Source organism: Ewingella americana ATCC 33852, assembly GCF_000735345.1.
In the GTDB taxonomy this organism is placed as follows: Bacteria; Pseudomonadota; Gammaproteobacteria; order Enterobacterales; family Enterobacteriaceae; genus Ewingella; species Ewingella americana.
Genome location: NZ_JMPJ01000017.1, coordinates 105,979 through 121,827 on the forward strand (window position 1 = coordinate 105,979; position 15,849 = coordinate 121,827).

Annotated in this window: 14 protein-coding genes; 2 read left to right on the forward strand and 12 right to left on the reverse strand. The window is 55.6% G+C overall.

The genetic code is table 11. From position 1 onward, the window contains the following. Positions 1–63 precede the first annotated feature (63 nt). The 4 genes from mzrA to GEAM_RS00610 all read right to left on the reverse strand — a co-directional run bounded on the left by mzrA (position 64) and on the right by GEAM_RS00610 (position 3,926). A complete protein-coding gene (gene mzrA, locus GEAM_RS00595; protein WP_051899360.1) occupies positions 64–450 on the reverse strand; it encodes an EnvZ/OmpR regulon moderator MzrA in 387 nt (128 codons plus the stop codon). Continuing rightward, positions 447–1,130, reverse strand: coding sequence for a DedA family protein (locus GEAM_RS00600; RefSeq protein ID WP_034786792.1), 684 nt, complete (start codon positions 1,128–1,130; stop codon positions 447–449). Before GEAM_RS00600 ends, mzrA begins: the two co-directional genes overlap by 4 nt. Before the next feature lie 545 nt (positions 1,131–1,675). Further along, the gene (exuR, locus tag GEAM_RS00605; protein ID WP_034786795.1) at positions 1,676–2,479 is read right to left on the reverse strand and encodes a transcriptional regulator ExuR; all 804 of its coding nucleotides are present in this window, start codon (positions 2,477–2,479) and stop codon (positions 1,676–1,678) included. Positions 2,480–2,633: 154 nt separating this feature from the next. Continuing rightward, positions 2,634–3,926 carry an MFS transporter gene (locus GEAM_RS00610; RefSeq protein WP_034786799.1) on the reverse strand — a complete coding sequence of 431 codons (1,293 nt, stop codon included), beginning with the start codon at positions 3,924–3,926 and terminating at the stop codon, positions 2,634–2,636. A gap of 454 nt (positions 3,927–4,380) precedes the next feature. Here GEAM_RS00610 and uxaC point away from each other — a divergent pair, with 454 nt between their 5' ends. Both uxaC and GEAM_RS00620 read left to right on the forward strand, forming a co-directional pair. Continuing rightward, positions 4,381–5,793: a glucuronate isomerase gene (uxaC, locus tag GEAM_RS00615; protein WP_034786803.1), complete on the forward strand. Its 1,413-nt coding sequence runs from the start codon at positions 4,381–4,383 to the stop codon at positions 5,791–5,793. Between the two features lie 32 nt (positions 5,794–5,825). Next, complete coding sequence (locus GEAM_RS00620) at positions 5,826–7,307, forward strand: UxaA family hydrolase (protein WP_034787293.1); 1,482 nt, start codon at positions 5,826–5,828, stop codon at positions 7,305–7,307. 52 nt (positions 7,308–7,359) lie between these two features. Here the strand turns inward: GEAM_RS00620 and GEAM_RS00625 are convergent, their stop codons facing one another. The 8 genes from GEAM_RS00625 to GEAM_RS00660 all read right to left on the reverse strand — a co-directional run bounded on the left by GEAM_RS00625 (position 7,360) and on the right by GEAM_RS00660 (position 15,673). Beyond that, positions 7,360–8,088 (reverse strand): proteasome-type protease, encoded by a 729-nt coding sequence (locus GEAM_RS00625; RefSeq protein WP_034786806.1) that lies wholly within the window; start codon positions 8,086–8,088, stop codon positions 7,360–7,362. A gap of 28 nt (positions 8,089–8,116) precedes the next feature. Beyond that, on the reverse strand, positions 8,117–8,911 hold the full coding sequence (locus GEAM_RS00630) for a transglutaminase family protein (RefSeq protein WP_034786809.1): 795 nt from the start codon (positions 8,909–8,911) through the stop codon (positions 8,117–8,119). Next, positions 8,911–9,855: an alpha-E domain-containing protein gene (locus GEAM_RS00635; RefSeq protein WP_034786811.1), complete on the reverse strand. Its 945-nt coding sequence runs from the start codon at positions 9,853–9,855 to the stop codon at positions 8,911–8,913. The genes GEAM_RS00630 and GEAM_RS00635 overlap by 1 nt, the downstream gene beginning before the upstream one ends. Next, positions 9,849–11,315: a circularly permuted type 2 ATP-grasp protein gene (locus GEAM_RS00640; protein ID WP_034786816.1), complete on the reverse strand. Its 1,467-nt coding sequence runs from the start codon at positions 11,313–11,315 to the stop codon at positions 9,849–9,851. Before GEAM_RS00640 ends, GEAM_RS00635 begins: the two co-directional genes overlap by 7 nt. Positions 11,316–11,727: 412 nt before the next feature. Then, on the reverse strand, positions 11,728–12,114 hold the full coding sequence (gene ridA, locus GEAM_RS00645; RefSeq protein WP_034786820.1) for a 2-iminobutanoate/2-iminopropanoate deaminase: 387 nt from the start codon (positions 12,112–12,114) through the stop codon (positions 11,728–11,730). Positions 12,115–12,206: 92 nt separating this feature from the next. After that, positions 12,207–12,674, reverse strand: a complete 468-nt coding sequence (pyrI, locus tag GEAM_RS00650; RefSeq protein WP_034786823.1) for an aspartate carbamoyltransferase regulatory subunit — start codon at positions 12,672–12,674, stop codon at positions 12,207–12,209. 18 nt (positions 12,675–12,692) lie between these two features. Beyond that, positions 12,693–13,628, reverse strand: a complete 936-nt coding sequence (pyrB, locus tag GEAM_RS00655) for an aspartate carbamoyltransferase (protein WP_034786826.1) — start codon at positions 13,626–13,628, stop codon at positions 12,693–12,695. A 281-nt stretch (positions 13,629–13,909) separates the two neighbouring features. Next, positions 13,910–15,673 carry a sugar phosphorylase gene (locus tag GEAM_RS00660; protein WP_051899361.1) on the reverse strand — a complete coding sequence of 588 codons (1,764 nt, stop codon included), beginning with the start codon at positions 15,671–15,673 and terminating at the stop codon, positions 13,910–13,912. Positions 15,674–15,849: the final 176 nt, after the last annotated feature.

The window sequence follows — 15,849 nt, forward strand, 5'->3', positions numbered from 1 at the left end:
GAGATGAAGTATAACAGCAGATGATGGATGCGCTTAGGGGAGGATTCCGAAAGCGCCAAAGGATTAGCCGAGCTTAAGCTGATCGCGGGTGAGTTTATGCACCCAAAGCTGCGGCTGCGGTGGATCGCAGCGTTGAATCGAGAAGCCCAGCGGCAAAATATCCATCAGGGCGTGTTCCGCCAGTTCGCGCTGTTCTAATGAATCCAGCTCGACAATCAATCCATCATCCACTGGGGTAATGCTCTGAATGCGGATCCCGCGCTGGTTGAGGCTTTGATAGACATAAAAGCCGTCCGGCAGCGATACGCCAGCCCGCACAGGGCGAATCTGTAACGCGTTGGTGTTGTGCGGCATGCGGGCGACGGCAAATCCAATCACAATTGCTACCAACACCAGCGAAAGCAAGGTGATAGGCCACAGGATTGAGCGTTTAATCGGTTTGATTTTCACGGTGCCTTGTTGCCCTTTTTCAAACGATCGGCCTGTTTTTTACGCCACAACAGCAGCAGTGAGCCGCCGAGGCCGCCGACCAACAGCACCACCGGCAGCAACATCAGGCAGTTCATCAGCTGATCTTCATACTTCAAGAACAGCGGCGTCTTGCCTAAGAAGTAGCCGAGGGTGGTCAAAATCAGGATCCACAGCAGGCCGCTCATCCAATTGAAGAATTGGAAACGCGCGTTGCTCAGCCCTGACAGGCCCGCGATGGTTGGCAATAAGGTTCTGACGAAGGCCAGAAAGCGGCCCACCAGCAGTGCGGAAAGCCCGTGGCGGTGGAACAGGTTGTGCGCCCGCTCGTGGTACTGCACCGGAAGATGCGCCAGCCAGCCTTGTACTATTCGCGTGTTGCCTAGCCACTTGCCCTGAATATAACTCAGCCAGCAGCCGAGGCTGGCGGCGGTGGTCAGCAGCACAATGGTGAGCGGGAAATTCATGGCGTCTTTGGCAATCAACACGCCGACTAAAATCAACAAGCTGTCGCCAGGCAGGAAGGCGGCGGGCAGCAAACCGTTTTCAAGGAAGATAATCAAAAATAGAACGGTATAAAGCGTCCAGACCAGCGAAGGATTGGCCAGGGTTTCATAATCTTGTTGCCATAAGGCATCGATAAGCGAACTAATGATTTCCATGTACTTTTGCGAAACTCCATCGTTTTCAGTTAACCCGCCTGAATCGACTGCGGAGCAAGCATGCTCTACGCGAGACTTTCAGACCGAGAAGTACGCCTTTCCCTGGCGCTGCGTCCGGGGCCACTCTTGCCCAAAACGCCGTGAGTATTGATACATGCAGTATAGGAATTGATACAAAAGGCCGGTTGATCACAGGCAATCAAACGCATCTTTAGTGCAAAAAAAACCTTCTAACCTTTATTTTCCCTAATCTTTATGTGGATGTTTTGAGGGTTTCCTCGCCGTGAACGCATTTTGTCGCTCGGCGCAGAGGTAATAAAAGTCGTCTAACTGTAACAAAACAACCACCGTTGAGACAGGTAAATATACCTGCTTGAGCGCATTGGTTTAAGTTCGCAACGCCATACGGGGCGCGCTTTTACACTCGCTGACACAACTCGACAATGGCTGACAGCTAGAGGCTTATTTTTCTGACAAATAGGTAGGATTTTGCATGGAGAAGTGATGAAAGCAGGTCAAGAAATCGACCTGCCAGAAAAGCGGGATTATTTGCTGTCGAGGGGAGTGTGGACATTCAGCGGCGGCGAATCGAGATGCACCACCGGGTTTTCTGAGTACATATAGCGATCAACGTTGAATTCAAAGTCATCGCTGGTGGCGCGGAACAGCATCTGCTTGGTGTTTTCCAGATGCTGCCACATCGCCAGCTTGGCCGCGTGCGGATCGCGGCGGATCAGCGCCTTCAAAATTTTGTCGTGATCTTCACACCAGCCTTCGATCGACTTCTCATCAATATGCTCGTGCAGCTTGCGCCAGTAAGGGTTCTGCCGACGCTGGCTCCACATCTTCTCGACGATGATCGCCATGGCGCTGTTTTGGGTAGATTGCGCCACCTGAATGTGAAATTTCAAATCCCACTCTGAATCGCGGAAACGGTCTTCGAGCCGCGCCTGTTCTTGGATCTCCATCAAGCGGATGATGTCCTGCTTGGTCACCTGCGTGGCGGCGAACTCGGCAATATTACTCTCAATCAGCTGCCGCGCCTGTAGCAGCTCAAAGGGGCCCGCCGCGCCGAAATCAAGGCCGGTGCCGCCGCTGCCTGCTACCACCAGATGCTTCTGCTGGTTGGACATCACGTGAATGCCCGAGCCTTTGCGCACCTCCACGTAGCCTTCTACTTCCAGCATGATGATGGCTTCGCGCACCACGGTGCGGCTGACATTCATCTCTTCCGAAATCAGACGTTCGGCGGGCAACTTCTCGCCGACCGGATAAACGCCACCCTCAATTCTCTCTTTGAGCGTCGCGGCCAGTTGTTGATAAAGACGTCTGGTTTCAGTGGGTTCCATGATTTTACTCTTCATCACTTTGATAAATTGAATTGCGCGGGACTAGCGTTCCAAACTTGTTATACCAGTATACGAGGAAGTGCAGGGCGATGCACCGTGCAACTCAAGTGAAAACCGGTATGCCTTGCACAAGACATACCGGCGGAGACGAGTTTTAGACTTTCGCGGGCTGCAACGGCTGGGCAACAGGCTCAACCGCCGAGCGATTTTGCAATACGGTCCAGATAACAATCGCGCCAAGCAGGTCAAATACCGACAGCGCGGCAAACAGCGGGCTGAAGCCCAAGGTGTCAGCCAGTGCGCCGACCACTAAGGCGAACAGCGTGCTGGCGGTCCACGCGGCCATGCCGGTTAAACCATTGGCGGTCGCCACTTCGTTACGGCCAAACACGTCAGAGGAGAGGGTGATCAGCGCGCCAGACAGCGACTGGTGGGCAAAGCCGCCAACGCACAGTAGGGCGATGGCCGCGTAAGGGCTGGCGAACAGGCCAATCATCCCCGGACCAATCATCAGCAGCGCGCCCATGGTCACCACCAGTTTGCGCGAGACAATTAGGTTCACCTTGAAGTATTTCTGGAATAACGGCGGCAGATAGCCCCCCACGATGCAGCCCAAATCGGCGAACAGCATTGGCATCCAGGCAAACATCGCAATATGCTTGAGGTCGAAGCCATAGGCTTTAAACATAAACAGTGGGATCCACGCGTTGAAGGTCCCCCACGCCGGTTCTGCCAGAAAACGCGGCAGCGCGATGCCCCAGAACTGGCGATTACGAAGGATTTGCCACGCCGACATCTTCTTACTGTTTGAGGTTTGATGCTGCGCTTCTTGACCACCCAAAATGTATTCGCGCTCAGGCTCGCTCAGCTTCTTCTGGTCTTTCGGGTGCTTATAAAACACCAGCCAGCACACCGCCCACACCAGACTCAGCACGCCGGTAATGACAAACGCCATCTGCCAGCTGTGCATCACAATTGCCCACACCACCAGTGGTGGCGCAATCATGCCGCCGATGGACGAGCCGACGTTGAAGTAGCCCACCGCGATGGAGCGCTCTTTGGCGGGGAACCACTCGCTGCTGGCTTTCAGGCCTGCCGGGATCATCGCCGCTTCAGCCATACCTACCGCGCCACGGGCGATAGCCAAGCCGCCCCAGCTGCTGGCCAGCGCCGTCGCCATACAAAACAGCGCCCACATGATGGCAAACATGGCGTAGCCCACTTTGGTGCCCATCACGTCCAGCACGTAGCCCGCCACGGGTTGCATGATGGTGTAACATGCTGAATAAGCAGCAATAATATAAGAATATTGTTGAGTGGTGATATGCAGTTGATCTTGTAATGTCGGTGCCGCCACGGCGATGGCATTACGTGTTAAATACCCCAGAACAGTACCGACGGTCACCAGTGCGATCATGTACCAGCGTAACCCTTTAATCTTACCCATTTCGTTCTCTCCAACCCATGTAGTCGGCGATGGCTCGATACGGCCACTGCGCGAATAGCTCCGCCTGACGGCGGGCCTCGGCTTTATTGCTTTCTTAGTTTTTTCCTTTGCCCAGCGAACGGTTCGCTAAAAAATGCCCAAACAACGGTGCCGTCGAGGTGGCAGGATCTCGGCGGCACATTTGTTCGGGCAAAATTACGATAACTTGTCATACAGATTTAAAATTTGAATGACATCACAAAACCACATTTGAATAGTGTGGATAATGTGCGCTGGCTACATAAATTGATAAAAACCTTAAATATCAATCATATTTGAATTTTTTTATTATTTCTCAGCTTATTAGAGAGGCGAGCGCCGCGACAAATAGCGCTGGACGATAAGTTAAATTGGTGTGATAACTTTGCATCAAAGAGAGATAACTCAAATTCACATCAAGGCGAGGAACCCCAAGATGGCGCAGTTTTTAACTGAAGATTTCCTGCTCGATACCGAAGTCGCACGTCGCCTGTACCACGACTATGCGAAAGATCAGCCGATTTTTGACTATCACTGTCACCTGCCGCCGGAACAGATTGCGCAGGACTATCAGTTTAAAAACCTCTACGACATCTGGCTGAAGGGGGATCACTACAAGTGGCGCGCCATGCGCACCAACGGCATGGCCGAGCGCCTGTGTACCGGCGACGCCAGCGACCGCGAGAAGTTTGATGCTTGGGCCGCCACCGTGCCTCACACCCTCGGCAACCCGCTCTATATCTGGACTCACCTCGAGCTGCGCCGCCCGTTCGGCATTATTGGCAAACTGCTGTCGCCGAAAACTGCCGATGAAATTTGGGAGCGCGGCAATGAGCTGCTGGCACAGAAGAGCTTCAGCGCGCGCGGCATCATGAAGCAGATGAATGTGAAGATGGTCGGCACCACCGATGACCCGATTGACTCACTGGAGCACCATAAAACCGTCGCCGAAGATGGCAATTTCGACATCAAAGTGCTGCCAAGCTGGCGTCCGGACAAGGCGTTCAACATTGATGCCGCTGGCTTCAACGATTACATCAAGCGCCTTGAGCAGACTTCAGATACCGCCATTTCGCGTTTTAGCGATGTCTGCGACGCGCTGAAAAAACGCATGGATCACTTCGCGGCGCACGGCTGCAAAGTGTCAGACCACGCGCTGGACGTGGTGGTCTATGCCGAAGCTGACCCGGCCACGCTGGACGGCATTTTGTCTCGTCGTCTGAGCGGCAGCCTGCCGAGCAAAGAAGAGAGCGCGCAGTTCAAAACCGGCGTGTTGTTGTTCCTCGCTTCTGAATACCAGCGCCGCAACTGGGTGCAGCAGTACCACATCGGCGCGTTGCGCAATAACAACACCCGCATGTTTGAGCTACTGGGTGCCGATGTCGGCTTTGACTCTATTAATGACCAGCCACTGGCCGAGCCGCTGTCGAAATTGCTGGGCGCGCAGGGGATGAACGGCGGCTTGCCGAAAACCATTCTTTACTGCCTGAACCCGCGTGATAACGAAGTGCTGGCAACCATGGCGGTGAATTTCCAAGGCGACGGCATTCCGGGCAAAGTGCAATTTGGCTCCGCGTGGTGGTTTAACGACCAAAAAGACGGCATGCAGCGCCAGATGATCCAGCTCGCCAACATGGGGCTGCTCAGCCGCTTCGTCGGCATGCTGACTGACAGCCGCAGCTTCCTGTCCTATACGCGCCATGAATACTTCCGCCGCATCCTGTGCCAGATGATAGGTCGCTGGGTGGAAGAGGGCGAAGCGCCGAACGACATCGCGCTGCTCGGTAACATGGTGAAAAACATCTGTTTCGACAACGCCAAAAGCTACTTCGCGATTGAGCTTAACTGAGAGTGACGCACAGCATGACTGACACGGCGACTATGCAAAGCACCATTACTATTCACCCTGCTGATAATGTCGCCGTGGCACTGCGCGATCTCACCTGCGGAGAAATCACCGAAACCGGCACAGCCTTGCTGCAAGAGGTGGTGCGCGGCCATAAGTTCGCGTTGCGCCCGATTGCCGCCGGAGAGCACATCATCAAATACGGCTTGCCGATTGGTCATGCGCTGGTGGACATCGCTGCCGGAGAACACATTCATTCGCAGAATGCCAAAACCAACCTCAGCGATCTCGACGCGTATCAGTACCAGCCGGAATTCGCCGCCGTGCCTGAGCAAAAGGGCGATCGCGAGGTGCAGATTTACCGCCGCAAAAACGGTCAGGTCGGCATTCGCAACGAGCTGTGGCTGATACCAACCGTCGGCTGCGTGAATGGCATCGCCAAGCAGATCCAGCAGCGTTTCCTCAAAGAAACCCAGCAGGCTGAAGGCATAGACGGGGTTTACCTGTTCACACATCAACTGGGCTGTTCGCAGCTCGGCGATGACCATATCAACACCCGCACCATGTTGCAGAACATGGTGCGCCATCCCAACGCGGGCGCGGTGCTGGTGATTGGTTTAGGCTGTGAAAACAATCAGGTGGACGTGTTCCGCGACACCTTAGGTGAAGTCGATGAAGCTCGCGTGCGCTTTATGGCGTTGCAGAAATTCGATGATGAAGTTGAGGCGGGCGTCGCACGTTTGCACGAGCTTTACGCCGCGATGCGCAGTGATCAACGCCAGCCGGGCAAACTGAGCGAGCTGAAATTCGGCTTAGAGTGCGGCGGGTCTGACGGGCTGTCGGGCATCACCGCCAACCCGCTGCTCGGGCGTTTTTCGGATTACACCATTGCCAACGGCGGCACCACGGTGCTGACCGAAGTGCCGGAAATGTTCGGCGCGGAGCGCATTCTGATGAGCCGCTGCCGTGACGAGGCCACCTTCGACAAAACCGTCAGCATGGTGAATGACTTCAAACAATATTTCATTTCCCACAACCAGCCGATTTATGAAAACCCGTCGCCGGGCAACAAGGCGGGGGGTATCACTACCCTTGAGGAGAAGTCGCTGGGCTGTACGCAGAAAGCCGGGCATAGCCCGATTGTCGACGTGTTGAAGTATGGCGAACGTCTGACCGCGCACGGCTTGAACCTGCTGAGTGCGCCGGGCAACGACGCCGTCGCCACCAGCGCGCTGGCCGGGGCAGGCTGCCACATGGTGTTGTTTAGCACCGGGCGCGGCACGCCTTATGGCGGCTTTGTGCCGACGATAAAACTGGCCACCAATAGCGAACTGGCGGCCAAAAAACCGCACTGGATCGACTTCGACGCCGGGCAGTTGATCCACGGCGTAAGCATGGATCAGCTATTGGACAGCTTTGTGGATCTCATTGTGAAGATTGCCAGCGGCCAGCAGACCAAGAACGAGCTGAATGATTTTCGCGAGTTGGCGATTTTTAAAAGCGGCGTGACGCTGTAAACGTCGGCGAGGCAGTGAGAGAAGGATCGGCGAGTGCCGATCCTTTTTTTTATTAATCCAGCTTCAGCGGCGGCAACTGAGCGAAGATGCTCAGTAGACCTTCCCCCCAGCCTTTACGGATCATGTCGAAATACGGATGTTCTTCAGTGATGCGATGCTGTTGTGCCGCACTGTAGCTATCGGTTTGATAAATCATCACGTCCAGCGGCAGGCCCACGGAAAGATTACTGCGCAGGGTCGAGTCCATCGAAATCAGCGCGCACTGCATTGCCTGCTCCAGCGGCGTGGTGTAGGTCAGCACGCGGTCGATAATCGGCTTGCCGTACTTGCTTTCTCCCACTTGGAAATAGGGCGTGTCGTGGGTCGCTTCGATGAAATTGCCCTGCGGATAAACGTGGAACAGCCGCAGCCCTTCGCCCTTAATCTGCCCGCCTAACAGCAAGTTACAGCTGAAATCGGTCATACCGCCCTGATTGGCGCCGCTGTCGCGGGCAATCACTTCTCTCACCGTTTCCCCCAGCAGGCTGGCGGCGTCGTACATCGACTCCACGTTGAGCATATTCTCGCGGTCGGGGTCCAGACAGCGGCGGTGCAGCAGGCTGATGATGCTCTGTGTGGTCGCCAAATTTCCGGCACTTTGGATAACCAGCATCCTCTCATCGCTTTGATGAAAAACATGCAGTTTGCGGAAGGTGGAGATGTGGTCCACCCCGGCATTGGTGCGCGAATCTGAGACAAAAACCAGACCAGAGGACAAGCGCATGGCCACACAGTAAGTCATCGAAATCTACCTTTTCAGTAAGTCAGGGTCATTGGGGAATATCGAGCATTTGAACCGCCGCGACGGTATGCATATCTTCGCACCCTCCGCCTAACCGGACGCCACGCACCGGGCACGCATCAAGATAATCGATACCAATGGCGAGTTTCAAATGCTGATTAGGCTGGCAGGTGTTGTTGGTCACGTCGAAGCTCTGCCAGTGGCCGTCGAGCCATGCCTCGGCCCAAGCGTGCATGGCCACGTGGGTGGAATCCTCGGTGTAGAGATAGCCACTGACGTAGCGCGCCGGGATGCCCAAACTGCGGCAGCAGGCGAGGAACACGTGGGTGTGGTCCTGACACACTCCCTGTTGGGCGGAAAACGCCTGCGAGGCGCTGTCTTTCACCGTGGTGGTGCCGGGGCTGTAAGGCATTTTCATCAACAGTTCGCCCATCAAGGCGCGCAGGCTCTCATGCTGGGCCTGCGGGCGATAATAGCGGCTGGCAAAGTCGCGGATCGCGCCGTCGGCCTGCGTCAGCGGGCTGGTGCGCAGGAAGACCAGCGGCGATAAATGCCCGCAGTTGTCATCCTCGACGTTATCTTCGATTTCCACCACGCCGTTGGCTTCAATGGTGATCGCCTGATGCGGCTGGTCCAGCGTCAGCACGTGCAGCACGTTGCCATAGGCGTCCAGCGTGCGGGTGGCGAACTCCGGCAGGGTTAAATCCCACGACAAAATCTTCTGATGGCTGGAGTCCTGTGGGGTGAGGCGCAGATACTGGGTGCTGCGTTTCACCTGCTGGGCATAGGTGTAATGCGTCTGATGACTGACATTAAGCTTCATTATTGTGCCTCCAGATAAGTGTGGTGAATGCTTTCGGCAATGGCATTGGTTTGGCTCAGGAATTGCGCCAGCCATTCGCGCAGGCCCACCGCAAGAATGTCGTCGAGGGTGCTGAAACGCAGTTCGGCGTGCAGAGTGTGAACCAAGCGGCGCGGCAAGTTGCCGGTGCGCCCGCCAATCAGCTCCAGCTGTTCGGCCATGATCTCCACGCAGGCCAGCAGCGAGCGCGGCAGTTCGCGGCGCAGGATCAGCAGGTCGGCAATGGTCTCGCGGCTGATTTGCTGCTTATAAAGCGTGTGGAAAGCCTCGCGGGCGCTGACTGCGCGCAGCAAGGTGTCCATTCGGTAATATTCGCGCACCGGGTCTTCATCGGCGTCGAGCAGCTGGTTTTTGGCGTCCAGCAGCCGAGCCGTGCTGTCGGCGCGTTCCAGCATGGTGCCAAGGCGAATAAAATAGAGCGCGTCGCTGCGCAGCAGGGTGCCGAACATGGCGCCGCGGAACAGGTGCGAACGCTCCTTTACCCAGTCGAAAAAGGCGTCTGCGCCGACCGACGCCACGCCTTGGCGGCGGATCTGCTTCATCTCAATCCACGAGGCGTTAATGCTCTCCCACACTTCCGACGACAGGCTGCCGCGCACCGCGTGGGCGTTGTTCCACGCCATCTGCATGCAGCTGAAAATGCTGCTGTGGTTAAGGCTGTCCAGCGCGAAGAAGTTGAGCAGATTGCTCATGCTGACCTGCGGATAGTTGTCGCTGAACAGCTGGCGGGTGCCGGTGAGGGTCAGCGGCACCAGTAAATCGTTCTGCTCATCTTCCAGCTGGGATTTGTCGCGAATAGACATCATCGACAGCTTGTTGGTGACGTCGAGCAGGCGGGCAATGTTCTCGGCGCGCTCCAGATAGCGCGCCATCCAGTACAGCTCGCTGGCGGTTCTGCTTAGCATGCGTCATCCTCCGCAACTTGGCCGTTGACCGGCTCATCCTCTAACACCCAAGTATCTTTGGTCCCGCCGCCCTGCGACGAGTTGACCACTAGCGAACCTTCGGCCAGCGCCACGCGGGTTAAGCCGCCGGGCACCAGACGCACCTCCGCGCCGGTGAGCGCAAAGGGGCGCAGGTCGATATGGCGCGGGGCCAGCCCGTTGCCGACAAAGGTCGGGCAGGTGGAGAGCGCCAGCGTTTCCTGCGCGATGTAGTTCTGTGGGCGGGCTTTGAGCAGTTCGCGGAAACGCTCGATCTCCGCTTTGCTGGCGGTCGGCCCAATCAACATGCCGTAGCCGCCAGCGCCGTGAACCTCCTTCACCACCATTTTTTCCAGATTCGCTAGCACGAAGCTCAGGGCTTTTTCGTCGCGGCACTGCCACGTCGGCACATTATTGAGGATCGGATCTTCCGCCAGATAGAAGCGAATCATCTCCGGCACATAAGGGTAGATGGACTTGTCATCGGCGACGCCGGTGCCGATGGCGTTCGCCAGCACCACGCCACCGGCGCGATAGACCGAAAGTAGCCCCGGCACGCCGAGCATGGAGTCAGCGCGGAAGGCCAGCGGGTCGAGGAAGGCGTCATCAATGCGGCGGTAAATCACGTCTATTTTGCACGGGCCGGAGGTGGTACGCATAAACACTGCGCCATCTTTGACAAATAAATCAACGCTTTCCACCAGCTCGACACCCATCTGCTGGGCGAGGAAGCTGTGCTCGAAATAGGCGCTGTTGAAACGCCCTGGCGTCAGCACCACCACGGTCGGGTCATTGACCGGCGTGCTCTCGCGCAGGGTTTGCAGCAGGTGGGAAGGGTAGCGCGACACCGGCGCGATGCGCTGCTCGGCGAACAGTTCAGGATAGAGCCGCATCATCATTTTGCGGTTTTCCATCATATAAGAGACGCCGGACGGCGTGCGCAGGTTGTCTTCCAGCACGTAATATTCGCCATCGCCGCCGCGCACCATGTCGGTTCCGGCGATGTGCGCATAGGTGTTGCGATGCAGATCTACCCCCTGCATGCAAGGCTGGTACTGCTCGTTGGCGAGCACCTGCTCGGCAGGCACGATGCCTGCTTTGAGTATCTTCTGGTCATGATAGATGTCATGTAGAAAGGCGTTAAGTGCCTCAACGCGCTGGCGAATGCCGAGATCTAACATCTTCCACTCATTGGCCGGAATGATGCGCGGCACGCTGTCAAACGGAATCAGCCGCTCCGCGCCGTCATCCTCGCCATAAACATTAAAGGTAATCCCCACCCGGTGAAACAGCAGCGCGGCTTCCTCTTTTTTGCGCTGTACGGCCTGTTGATCGGCCTGCTGTAACCATTGCCAGTAAGCTTGATAATGGTCGCGGTGTTGCCCCTGCGCCATTAGCATTTCATCAAAAAAGGGTGAATCAGAAAGCTCGATATTAATCATATTCACCTCACTGACAGGACAGGCTGCTTCATTGTTTTTAGATACACACCATGGATCAGGCATAAACCATGCCAGCGTGCAAAAACCCTTCATCATTCGCACTATCTCTTTGTTGGCTGCACTCATTCACCCCAGTCACTTACTTGAGTAAGCTCCTAGGGATTCATGACTTTGCCGCCTCGATATAGCTCGAATGATTTCGGGTTAGTGCATAAAAACGTGAGTAAAAGAGGCTATTTCGCGCTATTTCAGTGCGCCAGATAAGGCGGCTGCCTGAATACAGGGCAGAAAACGGGCAGATGTCTTAAGTATGGTCGCTGATGAGGCAATGACAATGTGGCGGGGAGTGGGGCGGAAAAAGGCATAAAAAAGCCAGCCCGCAGGCTGGCTATTGCACGGCGCGAAGGTCGAATTAACGACGAACGGCGATGGCTTCGATTTCGATTTTCACGTCTTTCGGCAGACGAGCCACTTCAACGCAAGAACGGGCCGGGAATGGCGCGTTGTGCTCGGTGAAGAAAGCTTCGTAAGTGGCGTTAACGGTGGCGAAGTCATTCAAATCTTTCACGAAAACGGTGGTTTTCACGATGTCTGAGACTTTCAGGCCAGCGGCTTCAACGATCGCCTGAACGTTGACCAGAGACTGACGCGCTTGGGCTGCGATGTCATCGGCAACTGCGCCAGTTTTTGGATCAACCGGGATCTGGCCGGAAGTGATGATCATGCTGCCCAGATCAACGCCCTGAACGTAAGGACCGATAGCTGCTGGTGCATTTTCAGTGCTAATTTCGCGGGACATAGTGTCTCCTGATTTAAGTGATAAGGAAGGATAGCTTGCCGACAGTATAAAGGGCGCAGATGAAAAGTCATTACGCCCGATCACGTCACGGCTTATTCTTCGCTGCTCATCACCACCTGATGCTCGAACTCTTTCTCGCAATATTTGCATTGCAGGTGCACTTCGCTCTGGCGCTGCTTGACGCTAAAGCTCGAGGCCACCGGCTCAGAGCGGCTGATGCAGTTGCTGTTCGGGCAGTGCAGCACGCCGTCGATACGGTCCGGCAGGCTTGGGGTCAGCTTCTTCACCACTTCGTAATCGTCGATGCGGTTCACCGTGGCTTTCGGCGCGTAGACCGCCAGCTGGTTGACCTGCTGCTCGGTCAGGAAGGTGTTTTCGATTTTAATGATGTCTTTGCGGCCCAGCTCGTTCGACGGCAGATTCAGACCGATGGTGATGCGCTGGTCGGTTTCAGTCAGCTTAAACAGCGACAGCAGCTTGAAGCCTACCTGAGCCGGAATATGGTCGATGACGGTGCCGCATTTGATGGCTTCAACCTGAAGTTTATTATCGTGAGTCATGCTGTTTTCTCCTCAAGTTTAGTGGGCAGTGTCGGCGTTAAGAACCAGTGCCAGCAAGGCTTGGCGGGCATAAATGCCGTTACCTGCTTGCTGGAAGTACCAGGCGTAAGGGGTTTTATCGACGTCGGTGGTGATTTCGTCGATGCGCGGCAGCGGGTGCAGCACTTTCAGGTGCGGCTGGGCACTCTGCAGGTCATTGGCGCGCAGGATGAACTGGGCTTTGACGTTGGCGTACTCCGACGGGTCCAGACGCTCTTTCTGCACGCGGGTCATGTAGAGAATATCCAGCTCCGGCACCACCTCGTCGATGCTCTGATGCAGGCTGTACTCAATGCCTTTCTCTTCCAGCAGGGAGAGAATGTAGCCCGGCATCGCCAGCGCGTCCGGGGCGATAAAGTAGAAGCGGTTGCCTTTGAATTTCGCCAGCGCCTGCGCCAGCGAGTGGACGGTGCGGCCATATTTCAGGTCACCGACCATGGCTATCTTGATGTTGTCGAGACGGCCCTGAGTCTCGCGAATGGTAAACAGGTCGAGCAGGGTCTGCGTCGGGTGCTGGTTGGCACCGTCCCCGGCATTAAGAATGGGAATACCACCGGAGAATTCAGTGGCTAAGCGCGCCGCCCCTTCCTGCGGGTGGCGCATGACGATGGCGTCCACGTAGGTGCCAATCACTGAAATGGTGTCGGCCAGCGTTTCGCCTTTCTTGCCAAGCGAGGTGTTGGAGCCGTCGGCAAAGCCAACTACTGAAGCGCCAAGACGGTGGATTGAGGTTTCGAACGATAAGCGCGTGCGGGTCGAGGCTTCGAAGAAGCAGCTGGCAATCACCTTATGCTTCAACAGTTCGGGCTGTGGATTGGCTTTCAGGCTGGCCGCGGTGTCGAGCACCAGTTCTAACTCTTCACGACTGAGATCGTTGATCGAGATGATGTGTTTTTGGTACAGCGGATTAGCCATGACGTATTTCCTCAGCAGTTACGGTTCTTAAACCTCAAATTCTGGACAAAAAAAAGCCCCTTCAATGAGGGGCTTTCAATAATTCAGTGATGCAACGGAAGAACAACGGCAGCGGGCTGCCTTCAGGTACGGCGTGTTGAGTATGTTTTTTAACATCACAAACCTGACAATTGTTCATGGGTTCTCCCGGCAAATTGTGGCGCATTATACGCGCAGATTTTCATGCTGCAAGCGAAAATCGGCCTGAATCGAAGCAAAAAAGCAAACGATTGGCAGCCCACTTACCGTTTGAAGATTTTCATTCTCCAGCGACGCATGCGCCCCAGACGCTCCGGCGCCTTCAGCTTGTGCTTGATCCACACCACCTGCCACGGCTGGAGACGCGTCTGGCCGTCGAAAGGCACATCGGCAATCAAATCCTTGCCTTCAATCGCCAGTTTGACCACCTGCGTTTGGTTGCTGATATTGAACACGCAGGTGATTTTGTCTTCCGTCAGCGGGTCATAGCGCTCCATGGCAAATAGCGATTTCCCCATGTCGAACACCCGCTGTCCGGCCTGTGGCGAGAAGGCCGGATGGGCGCGACGGTGCTTGATAAGATTACTCAGCCCGTAAAACACCTTCGAGCTTAGGCTGTTGGTTTTTTCCAGCCCGGCCTCCACTTGGTCCAGCTTGAGCTTCTTGCGATTAATGCGGCGATTCAGCCCCGACTGGTGCATGCCGTCGAGGTCGTTTTCGCTGCCCAGCAGGCTGTGGATATAGATTGCCGGCACGCCGATGAAGGAGAGCAGCAGGGCCTGCGCTGCGAGGAATTTGCGCGCTTTGGTGTCGACGTCGTCATCCGGCTCGGTCAGGGCGCTGAGGAAGTTGATGTTCAACTCGTAGGGCGAGTGGGTGCCGTCGCCGTTGTCTTTGTAGGAGACGCGGCCCTCTTTGCGCAAGGTCTCCTGCGCCATGTATTTGCGTTCATCGTCGCTGAGGAAGGTTTCGGTCGGGCGCAGGCCGATGCCGTCGTGGCTGGCTAAAAAGTTGAAATAGGTGGTTTCCGGGTAGCGCGCCTCGGCGTTGAGGCTCTGTGCCCACTGGGTTAGCGTGGTGGTGTCTTGGCGCAGGAAGGCGTGCAGGGTCAGCGGCGGCAGCGGGAACTGGTACACCATGTGGGCTTCGTCGCCTTCGCCAAAGTAGCTGATGTTCTCGTGATGCGGCACGTTGGTTTCGGTGATCAGCCGCGTGCCGGGGATCACTTCATCCAGAATGGTGCGCCACACCTTGATGATGTTGTGCGCCTGCGGCATATGGATACAGCTGGTGCCGACCTCCTTCCAGATGTAGCCAATGGCGTCGAGGCGAATCGACTGCCCGCCGCTGGCGGCGTATTGCAGCAGCACGTCGATGCTCTCCAGCAGCACCTGCGGATTTTTGAAATTGATGTCGACCTGATCCTCGCTGAAGGTGGTCCACAGATACAACTCGGTGCCGTCGGCTTTGATAAATGGCGTCAGCAGCGGCAGAGCACGGGGGCGCACCACGCGGCTGTAATCCAGCTCTGGGTTGGAGTCGATAAAGTAATCTTTGTAGTAAGGATCGTCGTGCAGATAGCCTTTCATCCAGTCGCTGGATCGCGAGATGTGGTTGATCACGCAGTCAAACATCAGGTTGAAGTGAGAAGAGAGCTGGTGGATGTCCTGCCAACCGCCAAGATGTTCGTCAATCCGGCGATAATCAATGACGCTGAAACCATCATCCGAGCTGTAGGGATACATCGGTAAGATGTGGATATCGCTGATGATTTCACGCAGATACTTGTCGGCGAAATGGTTCAACGTCGCCAGCGGTTTCTGCTCGCCGTGGCTGATATTGTCGCCATAGGTGATGAGGTAAATGTTGGTGCCATCGACCCAATCCTGAGTGCGATGTTTGCCGTAATTCCACTTTTCGGCCAGTTGCAGGATCTGTTTCAGTAAATCGGCAATGTGTTCTCTGGGATAGATCCGGCTCAGTAAACTTTCCAGTCGCAAGACATATTCCAAATTGACTGATTTCATATCGTTTCCCTTTTCTTTATCACTCCAAAAGATGGCAAAAGAAGCGGCGCATAATGAAAAGGTTAGTTGAAAATGGGGTGTTCAGGCGGGGATTGGCCGTGAAAAACTGCAATGTTGTGTAAAAGGGTATGTGCGAAGCTGGAGGAAATAACCTGACGCGCGAGGATTGTCGCGTC